Origin of the sequence: Niallia tiangongensis, from assembly GCF_044704065.1 — a bacterium.
Lineage (GTDB): Bacteria > Bacillota > Bacilli > Bacillales > Cytobacillaceae > Niallia > Niallia tiangongensis.
This window is the reverse complement of record NZ_CP162613.1, coordinates 1,733,497-1,753,781: the sequence shown is the minus strand read 5'-3', so window position 1 is coordinate 1,753,781 and position 20,285 is coordinate 1,733,497. Positions and strand designations below refer to the sequence as shown.

General features: G+C 36.5%; 17 protein-coding genes. 1 reads left to right on the top strand and 16 read right to left on the bottom strand.

The window, feature by feature from the left end; genetic code table 11:
• The 6 genes from AB3U99_RS08220 to AB3U99_RS08195 all read right to left on the bottom strand — a co-directional run bounded on the left by AB3U99_RS08220 (position 1) and on the right by AB3U99_RS08195 (position 6,961).
• Entirely contained in the window at positions 1-1,275 is a 1,275-nt protein-coding gene (locus tag AB3U99_RS08220; protein WP_400246799.1) for a cytosine permease, read from the bottom strand.
• Positions 1,276-1,399: 124 nt separating this feature from the next.
• Positions 1,400-3,010, bottom strand: coding sequence for a PucR family transcriptional regulator (locus AB3U99_RS08215; protein WP_400246798.1), 1,611 nt, complete (start codon positions 3,008-3,010; stop codon positions 1,400-1,402).
• A gap of 34 nt (positions 3,011-3,044) precedes the next feature.
• Positions 3,045-3,905 carry a GNAT family N-acetyltransferase gene (locus tag AB3U99_RS08210; protein WP_400246797.1) on the bottom strand — a complete coding sequence of 287 codons (861 nt, stop codon included), beginning with the start codon at positions 3,903-3,905 and terminating at the stop codon, positions 3,045-3,047.
• A 197-nt stretch (positions 3,906-4,102) separates the two neighbouring features.
• Positions 4,103-4,801 carry an SDR family oxidoreductase gene (locus AB3U99_RS08205; RefSeq protein WP_400246796.1) on the bottom strand — a complete coding sequence of 233 codons (699 nt, stop codon included), beginning with the start codon at positions 4,799-4,801 and terminating at the stop codon, positions 4,103-4,105.
• Positions 4,802-4,851: 50 nt separating this feature from the next.
• Positions 4,852-5,226, bottom strand: a complete 375-nt coding sequence (locus AB3U99_RS08200) for a hypothetical protein (RefSeq protein WP_400246795.1) — start codon at positions 5,224-5,226, stop codon at positions 4,852-4,854.
• A 286-nt stretch (positions 5,227-5,512) separates the two neighbouring features.
• On the bottom strand, positions 5,513-6,961 hold the full coding sequence (locus AB3U99_RS08195; RefSeq protein ID WP_400246794.1) for an amidase family protein: 1,449 nt from the start codon (positions 6,959-6,961) through the stop codon (positions 5,513-5,515).
• A 123-nt stretch (positions 6,962-7,084) separates the two neighbouring features.
• On the opposite strand from AB3U99_RS08195, the gene AB3U99_RS08190 reads away from it, so the two are divergent.
• A complete protein-coding gene (locus AB3U99_RS08190) occupies positions 7,085-7,582 on the top strand; it encodes a GNAT family N-acetyltransferase (protein ID WP_400248001.1) in 498 nt (165 codons plus the stop codon).
• A gap of 21 nt (positions 7,583-7,603) precedes the next feature.
• Here the strand turns inward: AB3U99_RS08190 and AB3U99_RS08185 are convergent, their stop codons facing one another.
• From AB3U99_RS08185 to AB3U99_RS08140, 10 genes are all read right to left on the bottom strand, one after another.
• Entirely contained in the window at positions 7,604-8,338 is a 735-nt protein-coding gene (locus AB3U99_RS08185) for an MBL fold metallo-hydrolase (protein ID WP_400246793.1), read from the bottom strand.
• Between the two features lie 38 nt (positions 8,339-8,376).
• A complete protein-coding gene (locus tag AB3U99_RS08180; RefSeq protein WP_400246792.1) occupies positions 8,377-10,743 on the bottom strand; it encodes a polyprenyl synthetase family protein in 2,367 nt (788 codons plus the stop codon).
• 1,147 nt (positions 10,744-11,890) lie between these two features.
• Positions 11,891-12,952, bottom strand: coding sequence for an MFS transporter (locus tag AB3U99_RS08175; protein ID WP_400246791.1), 1,062 nt, complete (start codon positions 12,950-12,952; stop codon positions 11,891-11,893).
• Positions 12,953-13,166: 214 nt separating this feature from the next.
• The gene (locus AB3U99_RS08170) at positions 13,167-13,856 is read right to left on the bottom strand and encodes a transposase (protein ID WP_400246790.1); all 690 of its coding nucleotides are present in this window, start codon (positions 13,854-13,856) and stop codon (positions 13,167-13,169) included.
• Positions 13,857-14,326: 470 nt separating this feature from the next.
• Positions 14,327-15,106, bottom strand: a complete 780-nt coding sequence (locus AB3U99_RS08165) for an ABC transporter permease (RefSeq protein WP_400246789.1) — start codon at positions 15,104-15,106, stop codon at positions 14,327-14,329.
• Positions 15,090-16,025 (bottom strand): ABC transporter ATP-binding protein, encoded by a 936-nt coding sequence (locus AB3U99_RS08160; RefSeq protein ID WP_400246788.1) that lies wholly within the window; start codon positions 16,023-16,025, stop codon positions 15,090-15,092. The genes AB3U99_RS08165 and AB3U99_RS08160 overlap by 17 nt, the downstream gene beginning before the upstream one ends.
• Positions 16,026-16,029: 4 nt before the next feature.
• Positions 16,030-16,638 carry a TetR/AcrR family transcriptional regulator gene (locus tag AB3U99_RS08155; RefSeq protein WP_400246787.1) on the bottom strand — a complete coding sequence of 203 codons (609 nt, stop codon included), beginning with the start codon at positions 16,636-16,638 and terminating at the stop codon, positions 16,030-16,032.
• Between the two features lie 400 nt (positions 16,639-17,038).
• The gene (locus AB3U99_RS08150) at positions 17,039-17,881 is read right to left on the bottom strand and encodes a glycerophosphodiester phosphodiesterase (protein WP_400246786.1); all 843 of its coding nucleotides are present in this window, start codon (positions 17,879-17,881) and stop codon (positions 17,039-17,041) included.
• The gene (locus AB3U99_RS08145) at positions 17,874-18,635 is read right to left on the bottom strand and encodes a glycerophosphodiester phosphodiesterase (RefSeq protein ID WP_400246785.1); all 762 of its coding nucleotides are present in this window, start codon (positions 18,633-18,635) and stop codon (positions 17,874-17,876) included. The genes AB3U99_RS08150 and AB3U99_RS08145 overlap by 8 nt, the downstream gene beginning before the upstream one ends.
• A 292-nt stretch (positions 18,636-18,927) precedes the next feature.
• On the bottom strand, positions 18,928-20,268 hold the full coding sequence (locus AB3U99_RS08140; protein ID WP_400246784.1) for an ABC transporter substrate-binding protein: 1,341 nt from the start codon (positions 20,266-20,268) through the stop codon (positions 18,928-18,930).
• Between the last annotated feature and the right edge of the window lie 17 nt (positions 20,269-20,285).

The window sequence follows — 20,285 nt, the reverse complement described above, 5'->3', positions numbered from 1 at the left end:
TTATTGATTAATCGACACTTGTTTTTGTATGATAATATTCCTTGCAACTAGATAAAGCACAAAGGAAATAACCATGCCAATCAATGGTTGATTTGGAAACTGTGGCAAACTAGGGAAAAAGGAAAAAATAACTGGAATGCCTGCAATAGCTGCACCAATTAGCCAAGATATTACGCCTAGTGAATTCACTCCTTTTATACTAGTCCATTTCGTTTTATCCCCTTTATGAATCACCCAATAATTTGCAATCATCACTCCCGCAACAGGAGGAATCATTGCAGAAAGAACAGACATAATTGGAACAAAATAATCTAGAATTCCGACAACTGCCAAAAGTGTTCCTACTGCACCTGCAATGGCTACTGCCATCCGTTCTTTCTCCTTGGAAATATTAAACACATTTATTATGGCAATCCCTCCAGAAAAAGCATTTACTGCATTCGTTGTCCATGTTGCTAAAACTAGTGCGATAATCCCTAAAATAGGTAAGCCTAATTCAGTGAAAACGCTAGTGATATCCGCCGATCCAGCTGTAAGAGTTAAAATCGCACCTACTGTTATCATTAAAACACCAGAAGGCAAAATGCCAATCAGTGCAGCCTTGCTAACATCTTTTCGTGATTTCGCATATTGAGAATAATCACCAGCGATAACTGCTCCTAATGCAAAAGAACCAATTGTAATCGACAGACCAGATAAGAAGGACATGGAACCAGTAGGAATATAAGTAGAAATCTGATTCACCCCGTTACCCATTAAGGAAACCGTTACTGCATAGATACAAACAGCAAGTAAAATTGGCACCGCAATATAATTGAGAATATTCAGTATTTTAATTCCATAGATTGCTGATAGAAGCATAATCACTCCCCAAATAAGAGAAGAAACTGGTACTGGCAGACTCACCCCATATACACTTAAAAATTGTGAAAAGGCTACGCCACATACATTTGCTTGTATTCCGAACCATCCCAGGCATGCTATTGCAAGGATTATGGAAATAATTTTCTTTGATCCCTGTTCTCCAAAAACCTGGGAGGCTACACTAACTGTAGGCTTATGTACATCACTACTTTGTATTCCTTGAAATATCATTAATATAACAATAATTCCATAGCCTAATAATCCAACAAGTATTGCTTCCCATAAGGGCATCCCACTTACTAATGTTCCCCCAATCAATAGACTAGGTACACAGATCATCGAGCCTGTCCACAAAAAAGCCAAACTCTGCCAAGATTGTGTTTCTTGATTCCCATCTCTTTTATCACTCATGTTTATGCCTCCTTTATTTAATTATTGCTAATTATAACGATAACTCTTCCGTATGTATTTAGCTGAACAGAAAAATAAAAAGAGCATTTTTTGTTTAAATGAACAAAAAATACTCTTTTCTATATTACTGCTCTTTTAGCTGCGTTAACATTCGATAAACGGCAACTGCCTTATATAGTTGAAAAATTTCAGGGGTTTTTGTAACAGGATATTGAAGAATTTCTGCTAACCTTTGGATACGATATTTAATCGTATTCTTATGTAAATATAGAATATCTGCAGTTTCTTGAAAGCGACTATTCCCTTCTAATAGATAAACCGAAAGTGTACTTAAAAGATCTTCCGCTTGTTGGTTAGCCTGTTCCATAATAGGAGAAAGCGGCTGAAGGGCTTTATCGATCGCCAGTTCCCCCCCATTAATTAAATGATAACAATCTGCTGCAAAGTTAATTTCTTGAAGTGAAAAAATCTTTTTATAAGGGTATATAATTTTCGCCATCTTTGTATATTCACTACAAGTTAAATATGCCTGCTGCACATCTGTTGTATTGTTCATATTCTGACAGATTGTTATAGTAAATGTTTGTTCGTCTTCCTTTAGACAATCTAGTAATCGATTAGCAGATTGGAAGGAATCCTCTTGTATAGCAGAATTATCTAATAAAATAACGAGTGTTTGATGATAAAAATCAATTAAAGAGACATGAAAATTCTGCCTAATAAATTCTCTCACTTTCTGGAGTTGTTTTTCTGCACCAAAATTATTATCTACTTCCATTAGCCACATCATTTGAATAGATGATACATCTATATTCAATATATTTGCCAGTCTCCGCATTTTTACACTTTCATCATTCATTATTGCTTTCATTAATTCTGCTGTACTGATTTCATCATAATGCTTTCCCCATAGATTAATAAATACTTGTACTACTTCTGCTAATTGAATAGCAGTCTCACGCTCGAATGAATCTTTTTCCTTAATAATATATAAATTCATGGAAGCGATTCCTTCTTGTGCAATTACCTTTTTTGAAATGAATAAAGGTTGCAGTGAATCTCTTTCTTCCCTATACACTGCATCGATAACCATATCTTTGTATTGTTCAACAGTTCGAAAGATATCCATTGTACTTGTTCTTGGCCACGTAACAGCATGGATAACCTGATTATTTTTATTTGCTAAAACAAGGGAGGATCGTGTCCGGTCAGCTAATATTTTCAGTACTGTATCCATATTTCTTTGCTGAAGAGGCACTCCAGAAATTTGTTCAACCATTTCGCTTACAAAACTAGTAGAAGCCAAATCGTTCTTAACAATTGCTTCAATAACCTCATAAATAACCTCACTGTATCTTAACGACATTTCCTTTTCTGGCATAACAATTAAGGTAAAACCAAGTCTATCTGCCAATCGGATGACTCTTTCCTCAATTTTCGGCAAAAAGACGCCAACATAGTATAAAATTAATCCTATTTCTCCAACTTTATGCAAATGTTCGATTGTTCTACATTGTGCCTCTACATCATCTTTAATCATAATCAAAGCGGAAATGACAATTTCACTGCCATAAAATTCATCATTATTAAACAAATCTTCCTTTAAAGAATCGACTTCCGTATATTCTAAAACAGAAATAGACGAAACAAGCTTCGCTAGCCCTTCTTTCCCTGCAACTACTTTAGCTTCACGCAAGGATGGAAGTTTTAATAGTTCTTCTAATTTAATACTCATGAAAATAACCTCTTTCTTATTTGCCCATCAACTATTATCCATAAGCCTGTGCTGCAATCGCATATAAGCAATTATTTCTTTTGGCGAATGCTTCGATATTTTTAACCATTACTGGAGGGCGATTTGCTATTTGAAACCCTAGCTTTTGCAGATCTTCTATTACTTTGTTTTTTCCTTCCACTACATCTATTCTTATGCTTCCCGGATTGTTTGCAATGATTGTCTGAATAAGGAGAATTGCCTGTTCATCATCTTGTGCTACGATCGGACCGATAACTAGATTACTAGGTTTTTTTACAGTAAGAGCATATCCGACAATTACCCCTTTTCTATTCTTTAATACAAGTGAGTCTTTCGCCTGTTTAATTCTGTTCTCTAGAAACAACACTCTTGAACTTCCAAATGCAGCTTGATCTAATACAAGCATTTCTTCTAAATCTGTTTTCTCCAATGGATGTATGGTATAGCCATCTAATTCTACTAGCTTCATTTGCTTACCTTCCCCAAGAAGCTTTGTTACATGGCTATATTCCTTAAACGATAATTTTTCATAAACAGGTCTGCCTTCTTTTGTAGCAATTAACATAAGTGCCATATTTCTTGGCACTTGGTTCATACAATGAATCAGCAACGCTTTCGCTAGTCCTCTTCCTCGATAGTTTGGGTGAACAATTACCATGCCGATAGATGCTAGCCTAGCTCCATAAGGAATAATAGCAGCACAGGATATTACAGTCTTCTCTAACGTTATGTGACCAAACATAGTACCGGAAAAAAGTAAAGTTTGGATTTCTTCCAAGTCATAATCCCAGCCAACGATAGTAGCTAAGGAAAGCAAGTCATTCATATGGGATTTATTTAACTGTTGCATCGTTATTAATTCTTCGTTATTCATCAAATACTCCTTCCTTATAAATCAACTGAAAATTTTAAATAATATTTCTATTATAATCGGTAACTTCCATCTGTGGGGATTTTTTCTTTTTCATTTTAGTCAATAACACCTTTAGGAAGCTGTCCTGTTCATACAAAAAAGAATCAGAAAATCTTTGCTCCATGCAAGATAATTCTGATTCTTCCCCTACCTATCTATTAAATTTTCATTTCTTTCCCAGTAAAATCAATAAATCCTAGTTCGCTAGTTATGTCTAGCTTTCCTTCTAAAATATCAAGGATACCATTTGCTGACTCTTCAGGATAACCTGTTGCATTGTCCCCACCCATATCTGTTTTAATCCAGCCAGGATGGACAGCATATACGGCAATGTCTTTGTCTTTTACATAGCTTGATAATTGAACGGTAAACATATTTAGGGCTGCTTTCGAAATTCCATATGGAAAGTCTCCACCATAGGCATTATGTATACTTCCGGCTTCTGAAGAGATATTGATAATCGCCTGTTTTTTCCCCTTATATAAAAGTGGTAGAAAATGTTTCATTATTCTCATCGGTCCTAATACATTGACATTCATCGTAAACTGAACATGATCAAAATCCAGCTCTTCTATTGGCTTTCCCCGTTCTGTTAGGACTCCTGCATTATTAATAATTCCATCAATAGAACCAACATCTTTTGCTGCTAGTTCAGCTGCTTTTGCAATCGACTCTTCGTTTGTAACATCGAGAAAATATGTATAAACATTGTCTGGATATTGTTTTTCCAATCGATTTATAGGTGAATCTTCTACACCCGTTCGCACACCCGCAAGTACTGTATGACCTCTTTCCAAAGCAGTTCTAGCAAGATGCATTCCTAATCCCCGATTAGCCCCTGTAAGAACAATTTTCATTCCATACACTCCCATCCTTTTTCAACATCGACGAACGTTTAGCTTAAATCTCACCCTTTTTCTGGCTGAATTTCCGTATGAAGTGCTTTAAAAAATTGCTGTATATATTTATAGCTGGAGCCGAAATCCCCTAAAGCTCCTTCCTTTGAACAATATATATCAATTGCCGATTGCATCCCAGCTAGTTTATAAACGGTTATAATCATTAAGCTAGATCCTTTGCTTAATACGATTTCACCACGATCCATATCAATTTTTTTTAAATCCCAATTCGACATTTTTCTTTCTACTACATTTTTTATCGTTTCCATTAAGCGGTCACGACTTTTTTTATAATAGCGAGTCTTTAATTCAGGAACCTTAGGCTGTTCCTTTGTTTCTTCAAAACTTTTAAATATACCTACCAGCGCACGTGTTAAAGACAATTCCTTTTCCTCCTCAAAACATGAATTCCTACTATTTCACTAACATACCACTAGTATGGAAACTTCCAACTAGACGGGTTTATTCTAACGTCATTTTTTTGGTTGCGTCAGTCAAATGTAAGAGCTTTCTTTTTATTTTCATTATATCTTATATGAGAACATCAATCTAGATTAAACTATTTAGGCTTATTAATCTCAAGCTGATTCTTCTTATTAATATAATATATTGTCCCATAACGAAGCTTATGCCAAATAAGCAGTGTACATATATACACTGCTTCCCTACTTAGTTGCCTTTATCCAATACCGGTGGGACTCGATGCTTTGTTGCTTGTTCATAGCTATAAGCCATTTCTATTAAACTAGGTTCACTATAAGCTAATCCTGAGAATGTTATCCCCATTGGCTTTCCTTTTGGTGTATAGCCTGCTGGAACAGTAATAGATGGGTATCCAGCTTTTGCAGGCAGCACACAGCCTAAATATTTCGCAAATACTAAAGCATCCAATTGATTTTCTTTCATCGTTATGTCGATTCCCTCTGTAGTAGAAAGTCTAACATCCGTTTCCCGATGCTCTTTATACTTTGCATCTTCCAAATCCCCATTTAATGTTTCACAATACTCAAGAATCGTCTGCCCAAATTTAATCAGGTCTGGATGCTTTTTATTAAATTCTATAACCTCGCTTAATGAATGAACAGGAACTTCTTCAGAAAGTTTATGTAAGTAGTTATCTATGCCATATTTAAATTCATGGTAGAGAACAATAGAATCGAATTTTTCATGGGGAATGGTAACATCTAGCAAAACAGCCCCTTGCTTTGTTAATTCTTCCATCGCTTTTTGAAACAGAGCTACCTCCTCTTCCTCTTCTGGAAAGAAGGAACGATCGATCCCAATTCTTTTCCCTTGTAGTCCATCTGTTTTTAAAAAAGCCGTGTAATCACTTGGCTGCCCGATACTTGTTTTTGTCACTTCATCTTTTTCATCAACACCAGCAATGATCCCTAAAAGAATTGCTGCATCACGAACGGTTCTTGTCATTGGTCCTGCCGTATCCTGACTGTGAGCTAGTGGGATAATTCCAGTACGGCTAACGAGACCAAGAGTAGGTTTAATTCCAACAAGTGAATTATTACTAGCAGGACTAAGAATGGAGCCAGATGTTTCAGTTCCTATCCCAACCACTGCAAAATTAGCAGCAATGCTTGCACCAGTTCCCGAGCTTGAACCACCTACATCCCAAACACCAGGACCATATGGATTCATGACCTGTCCCCCTAAAGAGCTATAGCCATTAGGCATATGTAATTCCGTAATAAAATTAGCAAATTCGGAAAGATTAGCCTTTCCAATAATAACGGCTCCTGCTTCTCGAAGCTTTTTAACAATAAAAGCGTCCTCTTTAGCAAAATTATGTTCTAATGCAATCGAGCCAGCAGTGGTCGCCATCGAATCATTTGTATCAATATTGTCCTTTATAATAACAGGGATTCCATAAAGTGGTCCTACTTGCTGGAATTCCTTCCTTTTTTCATCTAGATCTGCGGCAATTTCTAATGCATCAGGGTTTATTTCCCTTATTGAGCATAATGTAGGATCAAATGATGCGATTCGATCTAAATATTGCTTGGTCAGCTCTACTGAAGTTATCGCACCAGTCTCCAGGGCTTTCTGTACATCTAAAATAGTTATTTCTTCTATATAATACGGGATACTACTTTCTGTTTTCACGGTCTCTTCTACCCCCTTCACCTTTTCTCTAGTATAGCCTGTTCAAATTCTCCAGAGAAGAAGAATCTACTATTTTATCAAATTATTTTGATATGATATAATTTTCCTAAAAAGGAGCCAACAATCATGTTTCACTTTCAACTTATTACACAAGAACAAGCAGAAGAAATTGCTTATCAATGGCATTATGATGGAATTTATGAATTTTATAACATGGAGGCAGATGAAGAGGATTTAGCTGAGTTTCTTGATAGTGATCAGAGAAATGAATCAATTTATGCTGTTACAGAAGAGAATCAACTCATCGGTTTTTTTAGTATAAACAAAGCAGAAAACGATACAATCGATATTGGCCTTGGTTTAAGACCTGATTTAACGGGCCAAGGAGCAGGATATACATTTTTAACAACTGGAATGAATTATATAAAAGAGCATTTTTCCCCTTCCTTTATCAGCTTGGCGGTTGCAACATTTAATAAGCGTGCTATTAAGGTTTATAGGAAAGCAGGATTTAAAGAAACAACTACGTTTATCCAATCGACAAATGGCGGAGAGTTTGAATTTGTTAATATGATTTATACTTGTTCCCCTGCAGCTAAAAAAAGTGTTGATTTCGTTTAAATGAAACCAACACTTTTTTAATTAATTTATGAATATCTCTAAAACTGGATATACCAACTGAACAGGACCGCCATAAACATTTTTTGCTTCTTCCACTAGCTTTTCCTGGTCACCATATTGGGGAAGATGTGTCAAAAAGAGCTGTTTTACTTCCGCTTGTTTCGCGAGTTTTCCTGCTTCTTCTCCTGTAAGATGACCTTTAACCACTCCAAATTGTTCCTTATATATACTAGCTTCACTTATTAAAACATCTGCATTCCTCGCAAAAGAGATTAGCTCCTCCTTCCACTCTGTATCTGCGGTGTAAAGAATGGTCTTTCCATTTGCTTGGATTTTCATCGCCAAGCAATATACTGGATGCATCGTTTCACAAAAGGATAGGTTGAATGGTCCAATGGCAATCGATCTATCAACAGAAATTTCCCGTCCTTCGGTATAGACATCATGGGTGAGTTCATCAAATTTAGAATCCCTTTTATGGCCATAGATTGGGAAGGGCTCTATACGTTTTCCAAGTTTATTCTCCACTAACATTGCATATTGGAGACAACCAACATCAGCGATATGATCATGGTGATAATGGGAAAGAATACATGCATCTAAATCCTTTAAGTCAACATAAGATTGAACCTTCGATAACACGCCACTCCCACAATCCACTAATAAATGAAATCCTTCAAATTCTAATAAGAAGGAAGAAGTAGGACTTTCCTTCCCAGGGTAACCACCATATTTTCCTAAAAAAGTGATTTTCATCGCGAATTCTCCTCCATATCAAACTTCTTCATCCATTATTACCGAGTTCGGTTTATCATATAATCTACTAAGAACTTTAAAAAGTTGGTCTTCTTTGGTAACAATTCTACTATATCTAATGCCATACAATAATGCTCCCACATTTCCTTTCGAGCACCTTCCAAACCTAACACGGTCACAAATGTAGAGGTACCATTGTCTTTGTCCATTCCCGCTTTCTTTCCTAACGTTTTTTGCTCTCCTTCTACATCTAGTAAATCGTCCTTTATTTGAAAAGCAATCCCAGCATGGTAAGCATAATTCTTTAATAAATCTATGACTTCTTTAGAAGCATCGGCTAAAATGGCGGGCATAAGAAGAGCCGCCTCAAATCCGATCCCTGTTTTATAAAAACAAAGGGTATTCAGTTCTTGAAGAGATAATTGTTTTCCTCTCGATTCTAAGTCCATCAACTGCCCCTTACACATATCTGCAGTAGTTTTCGTTGTATATTGAATAAGTTTTAATACACTCTGTGAATCAAAAGCGTGTAAACTAGCCTGTTCTTCCATTGCCTTCTGTGTGAGAAAAAGTCCCGTTAATTCAGCTGTTGCAATATCGTACACCTCATGTAAAGTCGGTCGTCCTCTTCTCATCGCTGCATTATCTTGGAAAGGCAAATCGTCAAAAATAAGCGAGGCTGTATGCATATACTCTACCGACCGCAATAATGGGACGATTTGGGCATTATCCAGCTCAAATTCCTTCACGCCGATAAACCATGTGATAATCGGGCGGATTCTTTTCCCATCTCCTTGTAAGCTATAATTTGCTGCTTCAGTCACGATATCCTTCTTAAGTTTTGCATTTTCTGAGATTGGCAGCATCTTATCTATAGGGGAACGTATAGACTTAACCATTTCGGAAAATTCTTCCTGCTCTCGTCGATTTTCCTTTAATACGGAAATCATCTGGTCACGAAGCAGCTTATCAAAAAAGTCTACATCATCTGCCTTTTCAACCATTTGCTGTAGGACTCGATTAAAGGTAGACATTCTTTTTGTTAATATCCCCATTAAATCACTATATTTCTGTTCGCCTAATTTTTCTTTTAACCGCTTTAACCCATTAATCGCCCGATCCAGTATGATTTCCTTTGTTTTGAAATCCGATTGATAGACATCATGAATTAAATAGGAAATGACTGTCCAATACATTTCAAAAGGATTTATTAAATCTATTCTAGTTGTGTGATAAGTTAGATAATACGTATAAGGTGTTACAGCCCCGTCTTTTTTATCATCAAACATATCCGCCAAATCATCTGCAAGCTGATTATAAATACCATAATAAAAGGTTCGTTTATCATAGCCTTCATCCTCAGGAGCATTCATTAACGACCGGACAATCTGCCTGGAAGCGGAAGATTTAAGGATTACTGGAATATAAATTTCTTCATTAGAATAAGTGCTATTGGTTAACACCTTTTCCCTATCGACCTCTTGTGAATGGAAAAAGATATAAGCTTGTTTTAAAAATAATTTCCATGTTCTATCATCATGCTGTAGCTTCATATATTCGAACGCTTCTTTAAGCTCGCTATGGATGAATAATATAACCTCTTTATTATCCCCATGCCAGTTGTCTAATGCCGGTACTTTTCCCGTTTCTAATGTAGTTCGAATTAACGTAGAATACTGTTTTTCCTCATCCATTGATAAAATTTTTGCATCCAGCAAATCATCAATTAAGGGATACGTTATTCCATAATAAAAACCTAGTTTTATTGCTTTCTCTAATCGACACTTACGTTCTTGGTCTGCTAGCTCAATGCCTCGTCTTTCTTCCAATTCATGCATTAAGACCCCTGCAAGGATTTTTAGGATTTTCCGTTGGGCATGTTCCACACTCATTCCATTCGGGATATGCGCTGTTACTCGTTTCAATTTTTCTAGTACAAAAATCATCGTATGTTCCACTGCTTCTTTTTTAGCAAGTTTGTACAGACTAGATACACCAAAACCGTCATCCTTTGCATCTTTCTTCAAAAGGTTCAATTTCACATGGTGGACGACTTCCTCTATTCTATCGATAGTTGGTTGTGATGAAAGTGTCTTTCCTAAATCACGCATATATAGATATGAAATACTTCTATTCAAATAATCATCTAATTTGCCTGAATAGTTCAGCCACTCTATATAGGGACGATACCCTTTTATGTTCGGTTTTCTTTTTTTTCGGGAAAAATAAGATAAGATGGAAGGAGAATGAATATGGTTTATCTTCCAAGTTTGAAAGTCATTTATTAAGCGTGACACATAAGACTGATCCGTTAACTGATTTTGAAGGGCTTCAAAATACCGGACAGCCTTATGCTCTGCCGATCGATATTCTTCATTTATTGCCTCTTTTAACTTTTTATCCATAAGTACATTACCTCTGCTTTACCTTTAAGTTCGTTTAATTAATCTAATATAATCGGTTATCTTCTTTATTATAACTAGAATGTTCATTATCTCCTATTAATCTATATTTTTTCATTAGAAGAGGCTGGGACAAAACTAAATAACTAGTCTTTAAAGACGAACAATCTTTAATTTAGCTCTTAAATAAAGATACTTTATCTATGTTTTTAAATAGAGTTAAGTGTAAAAACTAAGTCGTTCCATTGCGCTACAGACGCACGATGCGCCGGGGAGGAAGCTGAGCCTCGCATGCAAGACCACTGAAAAACTGCAATATAATCATAATTGTTGGTGGCCGACTTTTAAATTCGGGTATTTCATATGTTTTCCGAGGCGACAGCTCGCTTTCCATGGGGCGAGCGCCGAGCCGCTTCGTCACTGCGTTCCTGCAGGGTCTCGGACTTTCTCGCAGCTCCCATAGGAGTCGAGCTGTCGCCTCTCCAAACCAACTTTATATTCGCTTTCAAATAAATAAATACTTATTTAATTTGGAGAAACTATACTTTTTCAGTACCCTCCTCGCATGCGCTGCGGGGTCTAAAGCGTCTCTATTTCCCGCAGGAGTCGAGCGTCCTCCGCTCCATTCCACTTCGTTTTTAAACCTTTATCTAAACAATAAACACGAACTATAATGTAGACTAATCGCATTATAGTTCGTGTTTATTGTTAGTTGAAATACTTATGTCCCAGCTTCATGGGTTGATATATTTTCTTGTAATTTATTTTTTGTTAATTGTTGCAAGCTTGGGGGATGTTCAGAATTACTTTATTACATAAAGTCACTATTCTGTTACCTTTGTTCGGTGTGTTTCTTTTTCCGGGACATAGAGATCCATTCTCTGTTACCTTTGACCAGTGTTTTTCTTCTTTTGGGGCACTGAGATTGCTTCTCTGTTACCTTTGACTGCCGTTTTTCTTCTTTTAGGTAACGGAGACTGCTTCTCTGTTACCTTAGATCAGTGCTTTTTCTCTTTTTGGGCATAGAGATCCATTCTCTGTTACCTTAGTCCAGTATTTTTCTTCTTTTTGGGCACTGAGATGCCCTCTCCGTTACCTTTTCTTGTTGCTTTTCTTCATTAAAGTAACAGATGGTACTTCTCGAGATTCTTCAAACGGAAGTAGCTTTCTCTTTAGCAATCGATGCATTTGACTTCGATGTATTTGCTTTTTCCATTACAGATGGCCTTGCTAATATTAATACAGAAACAATTAACGTACATCCAGCCACGATTAGAACCCACTGTGCTGCTACGTAATCATATAATACTCCAAATAATAAGGTGCCAACTGGCATCATCCCCATTGCAAATGTCTCTAAAATTGTAAAAACTCTTCCTTTGTATTCACTGGCAATTTTCTTTTGCATAAGCACCATGATTGGAATATTCACCAAAATATTGACCGCTCCAAATATAAACATAAGTGCGAAATAATAGATAAAAACAGACGAAGACGAAAATGGAATAAGCATTGGAACAGCCGCCGCAATTACTAATAATCCTAAAGTAATTATTCCCATTCTACTGACTGATAAAGGCTGTTTAAATTCCTTTCCAAAAGAAAGATAGATAGAGAGAAGGAGCGTCCCAACTGCAAATGCTCCTTCTACAATCCCAAACTGCACGGATGGCATTTGTAGCTTTGTATTAACAATAAAAGGGAACCCAACATTAAATGCTGTAAAAATAAAATTAACAATCAAGCTAATACTGATGATCGCCATCAATAATGGCTGAAGCCTTACATAGTTTAAGCCTTCTTTTAAACTTTCAAAAACCGATTCTTTCTTCTCTTGATGCTCTCGTTCTTTTTCAAAAAGGGTAAAATTCATGGTCGAATCGAGTATAACAGCAATCAATGACGCAATAAGATAGATCGTTAAAAACACGGACATGGAAACTAGGCCAAATAATATTCCACCGATAGCTGGACTTGCGATTTGCGCAATGGAAATAGCAATTTGATTTAAAGAAGATGCTTTCTGGATGCGAGCTTCATCAATTAATCCGGTTAATGATGAAGTAAAAGCATTGCTGGCAAACATAGAGGTAATGGACAGGATACAGGATGTTGTATAAATAGCAGGTAAAGATAATCCCATCGTGATGCTATAAAGTAGTAATCCACCGATTGAAATAGCGGAAACAGTTTGCGCCGTAATTGCAATCACTTTACGAGGATACCTGTCAATGATGGACCCAGCAAAAGGGGCAACGATTGTTCTAGCTCATTCAACTTTTCATTCTCGGAAGGGGTACGATTAAGCCATTTATAATAGGAAGAACGTTGAATTTTCCCAATTTCGCATAATAGCACAATGGAGAATTTCTCTTTCTCATGAAGTTCCTGAATGACTACATATTTATCGGTCAATCGAATTTGGCTTAAGGACGTTTCTTTAAACGCCTCCTTTCGAGTTCCTCCAACTTTTTTAAGAATGCATTCTCAGCCCGAAGGCGCTCATTCTCTCTCTCCAACCGTTTCATTTCACGCTGGATCTTCTCTTCTGGAGTTAACTCTGGTTCTGACTTACGTTGGCCTCTCTTATCTATTAGACCTTCTTCTCCGTGTTCCTCATACTTTCTCACCCATTGATAAACCTGTTGATAGGAAACATTGAACTGTGTCGATGTCTGTTGATAATTTTTGCCGTTCTGTAAGCTGTACATAACGATTTCCAAACGCTCTTCTTGTGTGGTAGACCGACCTTTAATCATAGAGTTGTTCATCCTTTTCGTCTCTTTTAATTCTCTATGATCATTATACTTCTTTATCCAATCTTTCAACACCGAACGACTGGATATTTCATATTTATGTGTAATCTCAATCAGAGAATAGCCCCCTGAAAGATAATCAAGTACTGCAGCAGTTTTTACCTCTTTGGTATACCGTTTCCATCCACTAGAAGCTTGAAGTCCAGACGTTCCATAGGTCTGAAATAGATAAAGCCAATCGTGTAGAGCTCTTGTTGAAATGCCATATTGTTGACAGAAGTCTGAAATTGAAGTTTGTCTGTCCACATAAGCCATAATTATTTCAAATTTCTCTTGCGCTGAATATGCATTTTTCGCCATGAAAAAGCCCCCAATAAAGTTAAACAGATTTTTTACTATTTCATCTGTCTACTTTATTGGGAGCATATCAAATTCCATATGATTGTTCGGGTTTGTTTCGGTTATAAAAGGCTGTTTCCGTAAAGATGGTGTTATTATCCGCAGCCTAAAATACACTTCGCTTTCCATGGGGCGAGCGCCGAGCCGCTTCACTGCTCACGCTCCTGCAGGGTCTCGGACTTTCTCGCAGCTCCCATAGGAGTCTACGTGTATTCAGGCTGCTCCGTCTTTCTAATTAATTAATTTTTTCTATTTCCATAATAGTTATAGAAAAACAATCTTTAAAAACGAATTAGTTTTACACTGACTATATTTAAAATCATAAATAACTAGCATGAAAAAGTAGCCTTTATTTAAGAGCTAAATTAAGAATTGTTCGTCTTTACAGACTGGCTATTTAGTTTTGTCCCAGCCTCTTTCTTGCAAAATCTCTATCCATTTTGATCTGCAAATCGCCAATATCCAAGCGTTGATAATATCCCAATTATTCCTGTAAAAATAAGTAGTAAAAAGCTTCTTCCTTCTAGTGGTGTATCTGCCAAAATATTACTAAATAAAGCAGGAACTGCCCAAGGGAAAAAACTTCCATACCCTACTGTACTTATAATCTGTGCAAAAATGATCGTAATAATAACAAAGCCTAATGGTGCTAAATATCCCTTTCCGTAACATGCAAATAACGCTACTGGTGTACTAACAAGAATGGTTAATAAAGAAGTAATAACCAGGACATATAAGCCATGCTCCAAAACACCTGTCGACCATTGTTCAAGACCAATAAAATGTCCGATGACAAATCCGAATCCAATTACCCATATAGATACAAGAAATGACCATATCACAACAGTTATAAACTTAGCGATTGGAATATACGTACGAGAAAAAGGTAATGCCAATAAGTCCTTAACGGTTCGCTCTGTATACTCTCTTCCAAAAATCCAACTAAACATAAAGCCAAATACAAACAGACCACCAATCGCAATTCCTTGTGCAAGTAAGTTTAAATAGGATTGCCAATCAGCCGTTCCAGCAAGCTGAGCTTTTGCACCTAACAAACCAGCCTTTTGAGCAAAAACTGGATCCTTTAATACAAACATAAAAAATCCAGCCATTATCGGTAAAATCGTAAAAGCGAGCGAGATAATCCACATTACTTTTGATTTTCGAGATTTTAGCAGTTCAGTAGAAACAACATTATATAATTGCTTCATTTTCAAGGCCTCCATTTTCTCCAATTACTCGTAAAAAATACGATTCTAAATCCTCTTCTTCTACGAGTACCATCGTTGGTGCATAATTTGCATGAACTAATTTGCTTACTAATTCATCGGGCTTTTTCATTGCCTCTCTGTCTATTATTTCCATTGCTCCGTTCTCATTCTCTCTTACAATATATCCAAGAGAATTTAGGAAGCTTACAGTATTCTTTCGATCTCGTGTCTTTACCATTAGTTTTGTGATTCTGTTTTGTTCTAATTGCTCTTTCGTTAACTCTTGAATTAATCTCCCATGATGAATAATTCCTATTTTCGTAGCAATTTTAGCGATTTCTCCAAGAATATGACTGGAAATAAAGACAGTTGTCCCCTTATTAGCAAGCTCTAATAATAATTCTCTAATTTCTACAATTCCAGAAGGATCCAAGCCATTTGTCGGTTCATCTAATAATAATACGGGCGGTTCATGAAGGAGTGCCTTTGCAATCCCAAGTCGCTGTGCATTTCCCATCGATAAATGCTTGGCTTTTTTATCGGCAAAAGAGGTTAGATTTAACCGTTCTATTACGCTCGTAACAGCCGAGGCATTAATTTGGTGTAGCTTTCGAAAAATCTCTAAATTTTCCCGAACGGTTAGCTCTGGATAGGCAAAAGGAGTTTCCACCATATATCCTACCTGCTTCCATAACTGATTATTACCAGCACTTACTTTTTTTCCATTAATAAAACAAGAGCCGGAAGTAGGTTGAATCATTCCTAAGAGCATACGTATAGTTGTCGATTTCCCAGCACCATTCAATCCTAAAAACCCATATATTTCTCCCTTTTTCACTCGTAAAGAAACTTGATTGACGACTTGGAGGTTTTGATAACTTTTTGAAAGCTGATCGGTATAGATGATGTATTCTCCCATTCCTTTACTCCCCCTTCTTTATTAATCCCTCAACTATTAAATCCATTAACAATTCCATCGTTTTTGGGTAAATTTCTTCTCCAACTTCCTGTTTATGAAGACTTATGGTAAATAACGCTCGAAATAATCCCGCTATAGCATCCTCCTCTATCCCTTGCGCAATCCCTATTTCCTTCCATTTAGATAAGATCACTCCAATCGAATCTGAATCTCTATGCAAATGCTCTTCTAATTTTTGCGGTGGTAATTTCCTAAGTAATGCATCATAATTTTTATCTAGTAAAAGCTGTCTAAATAACTCATTTTCCTCGACCATTGATAACATTTGAAAAAGAAACCTTTTCAGCGATTCCTTTATATCTGCTTCTCTAGTTAAATCAAGTTGAATAAACCGGCTTCTTATTTTGTCTTCTTCTTTTTCCATAATTTCAAAAAAGAGTGCTTCTTTGGAGTCAAAAAAGGTATAAAAAGAACCTGGTGCTATTCCTGCCGCTTTTGCTAATTCGCCTACACTCGTCTTTTTAAGACCAAAACGACTAAATAATCGCTTCCCTTCATCTATTAATGTTTCAAATATTTTTTGTTTCTCCTGTTCATTAAAACCCCTTGGCATTTGTTCCCACTCCTATACATATGAATATTTATTTTTTTTATTCATATATTCATTTTAAATCGGTTTTTATTAAATATCAATAGTAATCCATTGAAACCTATTACCCACAAGCTACATATAAAAATAAATAGATGAAGGAATACAAATGGATTTTTTCAATGAGGAGTGTAAAATTTGCGGAGCGGAGGTCTTTCCTTTATTTCAAGCAACAGATTAGATCAATCTTCACCCTTTAAATAAAAAAATGATTATGGAAATCTGAGAAAGTGTATATCGTTTGTTTAGATTATGGAGAAGTTACTTCGATAAAAATAAATATCCAGAGAGATTAGAGCCATCGGTTTCCCTGTTGCAAAAATGAAAAATGGGCGTGAATACTTTCCCTCACACCCGTTTTTTCCTATATCGCTAAAATCTCTTTCGTAAAATGAATATAATCGGTGAAATAGCCATCCACTTGATACTCCATTACTCTTTCTTGTTCCTCTTTTTGTGTTTGCCTATCAATGAAATATACGTGAACTTCTTTTCCCTTTTTATGTAATTCATTTACAATTTTCTGCGTAACATCCGTAGACTCGATTCCAATAATAGGAAAATCGACCTTACTTGCTTTTTCCAGTGAAAAAGAGCCTTTTCGAAAAAGAAGAGCTAATTCTGTATGTGGCGCCAGTTCTTTGATTTTCAATAAACTCTCTTCCGAAAAGGACTGAATAGTTACCAAGTTTTTTTCTAGTAATTGATATTTTTCTAGCAATTGAATAAGCTTTTCTTCCATTGCTAATTCCCCATTAACGAGTCTTGTTTCAATATAATAACTTTGGGAATCACGAAAAGTCTCGATTATTTCCTTTAATGTTGGAATTTCTTCGGTGACTACCTTGCTATGATTCGATTCCAATGTTCGAAAAGTCTTTATCTCTTTTAAGGTATAATCAGAGACCCTTCCCTTTCCATTTGTTGTGCGATCAATGGTTTCATCGTGCATAGCGATTAATTCGCCATCCCTTGTCATCCGTAAATCTATTTCAAGGGAATCTACCCCTGATTCGGCTGCTATTTGATAAGCCGTGATGGTGCTTTCGTTATACCATTCATTTGCTCCTCTGTGTGCAATTACTCTTGGACTGCCCTCTTTTTCTATCATCAGCTGGGCTACGACAGATACGGAATTATCACCACAGGAAGTAAGCAAAAGAGTTAAGAAAGGAATGAGCATGTATCCAATCGATTTTTTAGTCAATCGGTACAGCTCTTTCCTGCCTAATCGCTATTGCCATTTCGGGATAATCTGTGATAATCGCTTCCACTTTCGCATCTATTAGTTGAACCATTTCTTCTCTTTGATTTACTGTCCATACTCTTACTAGATTTTTTAATTCCTTCCAATCATTCAGATGATCGATTACCATATCTTTATGAAGATGCAATGCCTCTAATTCTAAGCTTTTTATATAATCAAGAGGATTAGAGATTACTTGATTTAATAACCATGCAATTGGAGCAGATGGATCAATCGCCTTTATTCTTAATAAAGTTGGTAAATGGAACGAAGAATAAACCACCTTACGACCATTCCCATATTCGTTCACAAGTGCGAGTGTCTTTTCTTCTATCCCTTCGTATTCAAATGTATAGGTTTTAAGCTCAATATTTAGTTCTATTGGGTAGGGTGCTAGTAATTGTAATACTTCTTTTAAAGTTGGCACCTTTTCTAACACCCAGCTTTCTTCATAATCAGGAAGGGAGGAAAACTTACTTCCTGCACTAAGTCCTTTTATTTCCTCTAATGTATATGATCTTACAAAGCCAGTTCCATCTGTTGTCCGATTTAAAAATTCATCATGAATAACGACAATTTCGCCATCCTTCGTCATATGAACATCGAGTTCAATTCCATCTACCCCTTGTAAAATTGCTTGTTGAAAACTAAGAAGTGTATTTTCTGGATATCTACCCTTTGCCCCTCTATGTCCATATATTTTTGTTCGATTCATGTCCTTCTCCTCCTTTTTAATAGAAAGCTCTGTTATAACGGAATGTTGAGTTTACTGTATATGAAAAATAAACGGCATATTTCCGTTTATCGTTGGATTTTGTCTTATTTAGAGCAGTTATTCGGAATTTCTCCGCTTATATCTGCTACTAAAGCCCCCTCTATATACATTAGCCGGAAATTCTCCGCCTATTAATTCTCATCCCTACAAGAAAATCAACAGTGTATAATAACAGAGCCTAATAGAAAGAAACAGACCAACAAGTATTAAATTAGTCTGCTTCCCTAACTTCCTATTTTCTTGCTCGATTTGCCTTTTCAATTGCTTCATTTAACTGTTTAACCATCGTGGTATATGTTTCATCAACATCTCCACCGTTATAAACCGTTTCAAGTGCCGTTTCACTTATACGGCGGCCTTCTGGAATCATATCCATTAATGCCCCTTGTGTAGCGTAAGAAGATTTTGTCGATTGTAACTGCTCAACTGTTACCTTCAATTGCGGCATCTCTTCATATGCATCTTTCACTACTTGCTCGCTATATGCATCTGGATTAATAGCAAAGTAACCTGTTCCAACATGCCATTTTCCTTGCACCTCTGGAGTTTGCAAATATTTCATAAATTCCCAAGCAGCTTTCTTCTCCTCATCACTCTTATCTTTCATCATCCAAAGACTAGCTCCACCAATAACAACCCCTTGTCTTTCTACCGCTTCTGGATGTGGAATAAATGCAACGCCTACTTCAAATGGTGCATTATCAATTACGTCTCTTGCACTAGCAGAAGATTGCATAAACATCGCTACATCTCCTGCTAGGAAACCAGCAACCATGTTATCTCCATTTGTACCGTAGTTAGCAAATGTCTTATCATCAATCATCTTTTTAACCCAATTAAAAACAGACTTCCCTTGTTCCTCTGTAAAGCCAATCTCTGTTGGTGTTTCCGTTCTACCATTATCATTGTTCATTAATAAAGCCCCTTGGTTCGCTAATAATTGCTCATATAACCAACCATATGCTTGGAGCGCAAATCCTTTCATTTCTGGGTTTGCCTTTGCAATTGCCTTTCCAGCTTCTTCTACTTCTTCAAATGTTGCTGGTGCTTTCTCTGGATCTAAGCCAGCTGCCTTAAAGGCATCCTTATTATAGTACATAACTGGTGTAGAAGAGTTAAATGGCATGGAATAAAAAGTGTCATCAATTTTATAATAGTTTGTTATGTTTTCCTCTAAGCCACTCATATCATAGCCATCTTCGTCGACAAGTGTTTGAATCGGCTCAACAAATCCGCTATTTATCATGGATTTTGTACCAATTTCGAAAACCTGCATCATCGTTGGGGCACTCTCTGTTCCTGCAACTGTATGAAATTTCGTTAAAGCCTCGTCATATGTACCTTGATATTCTGCATTTATTTTCACCTTATCTTGAGAGCTATTGTATTCTTCTACAATAGTATTCAATGCTTCTTGTGCTGCTCCTCCCATAGAATGCCAGAAAGTAACAGTAGTAGGACCTTCCTTTTCTTCTCCGGTATTAGTAGAAGATTCTGTATTATTGCTACATCCAACAATTAATAAAACCAGTGATAGTATAAACATGCTTAGTAACTGCTTCGATTTCCTCATTCTTCGTACACTCCCTA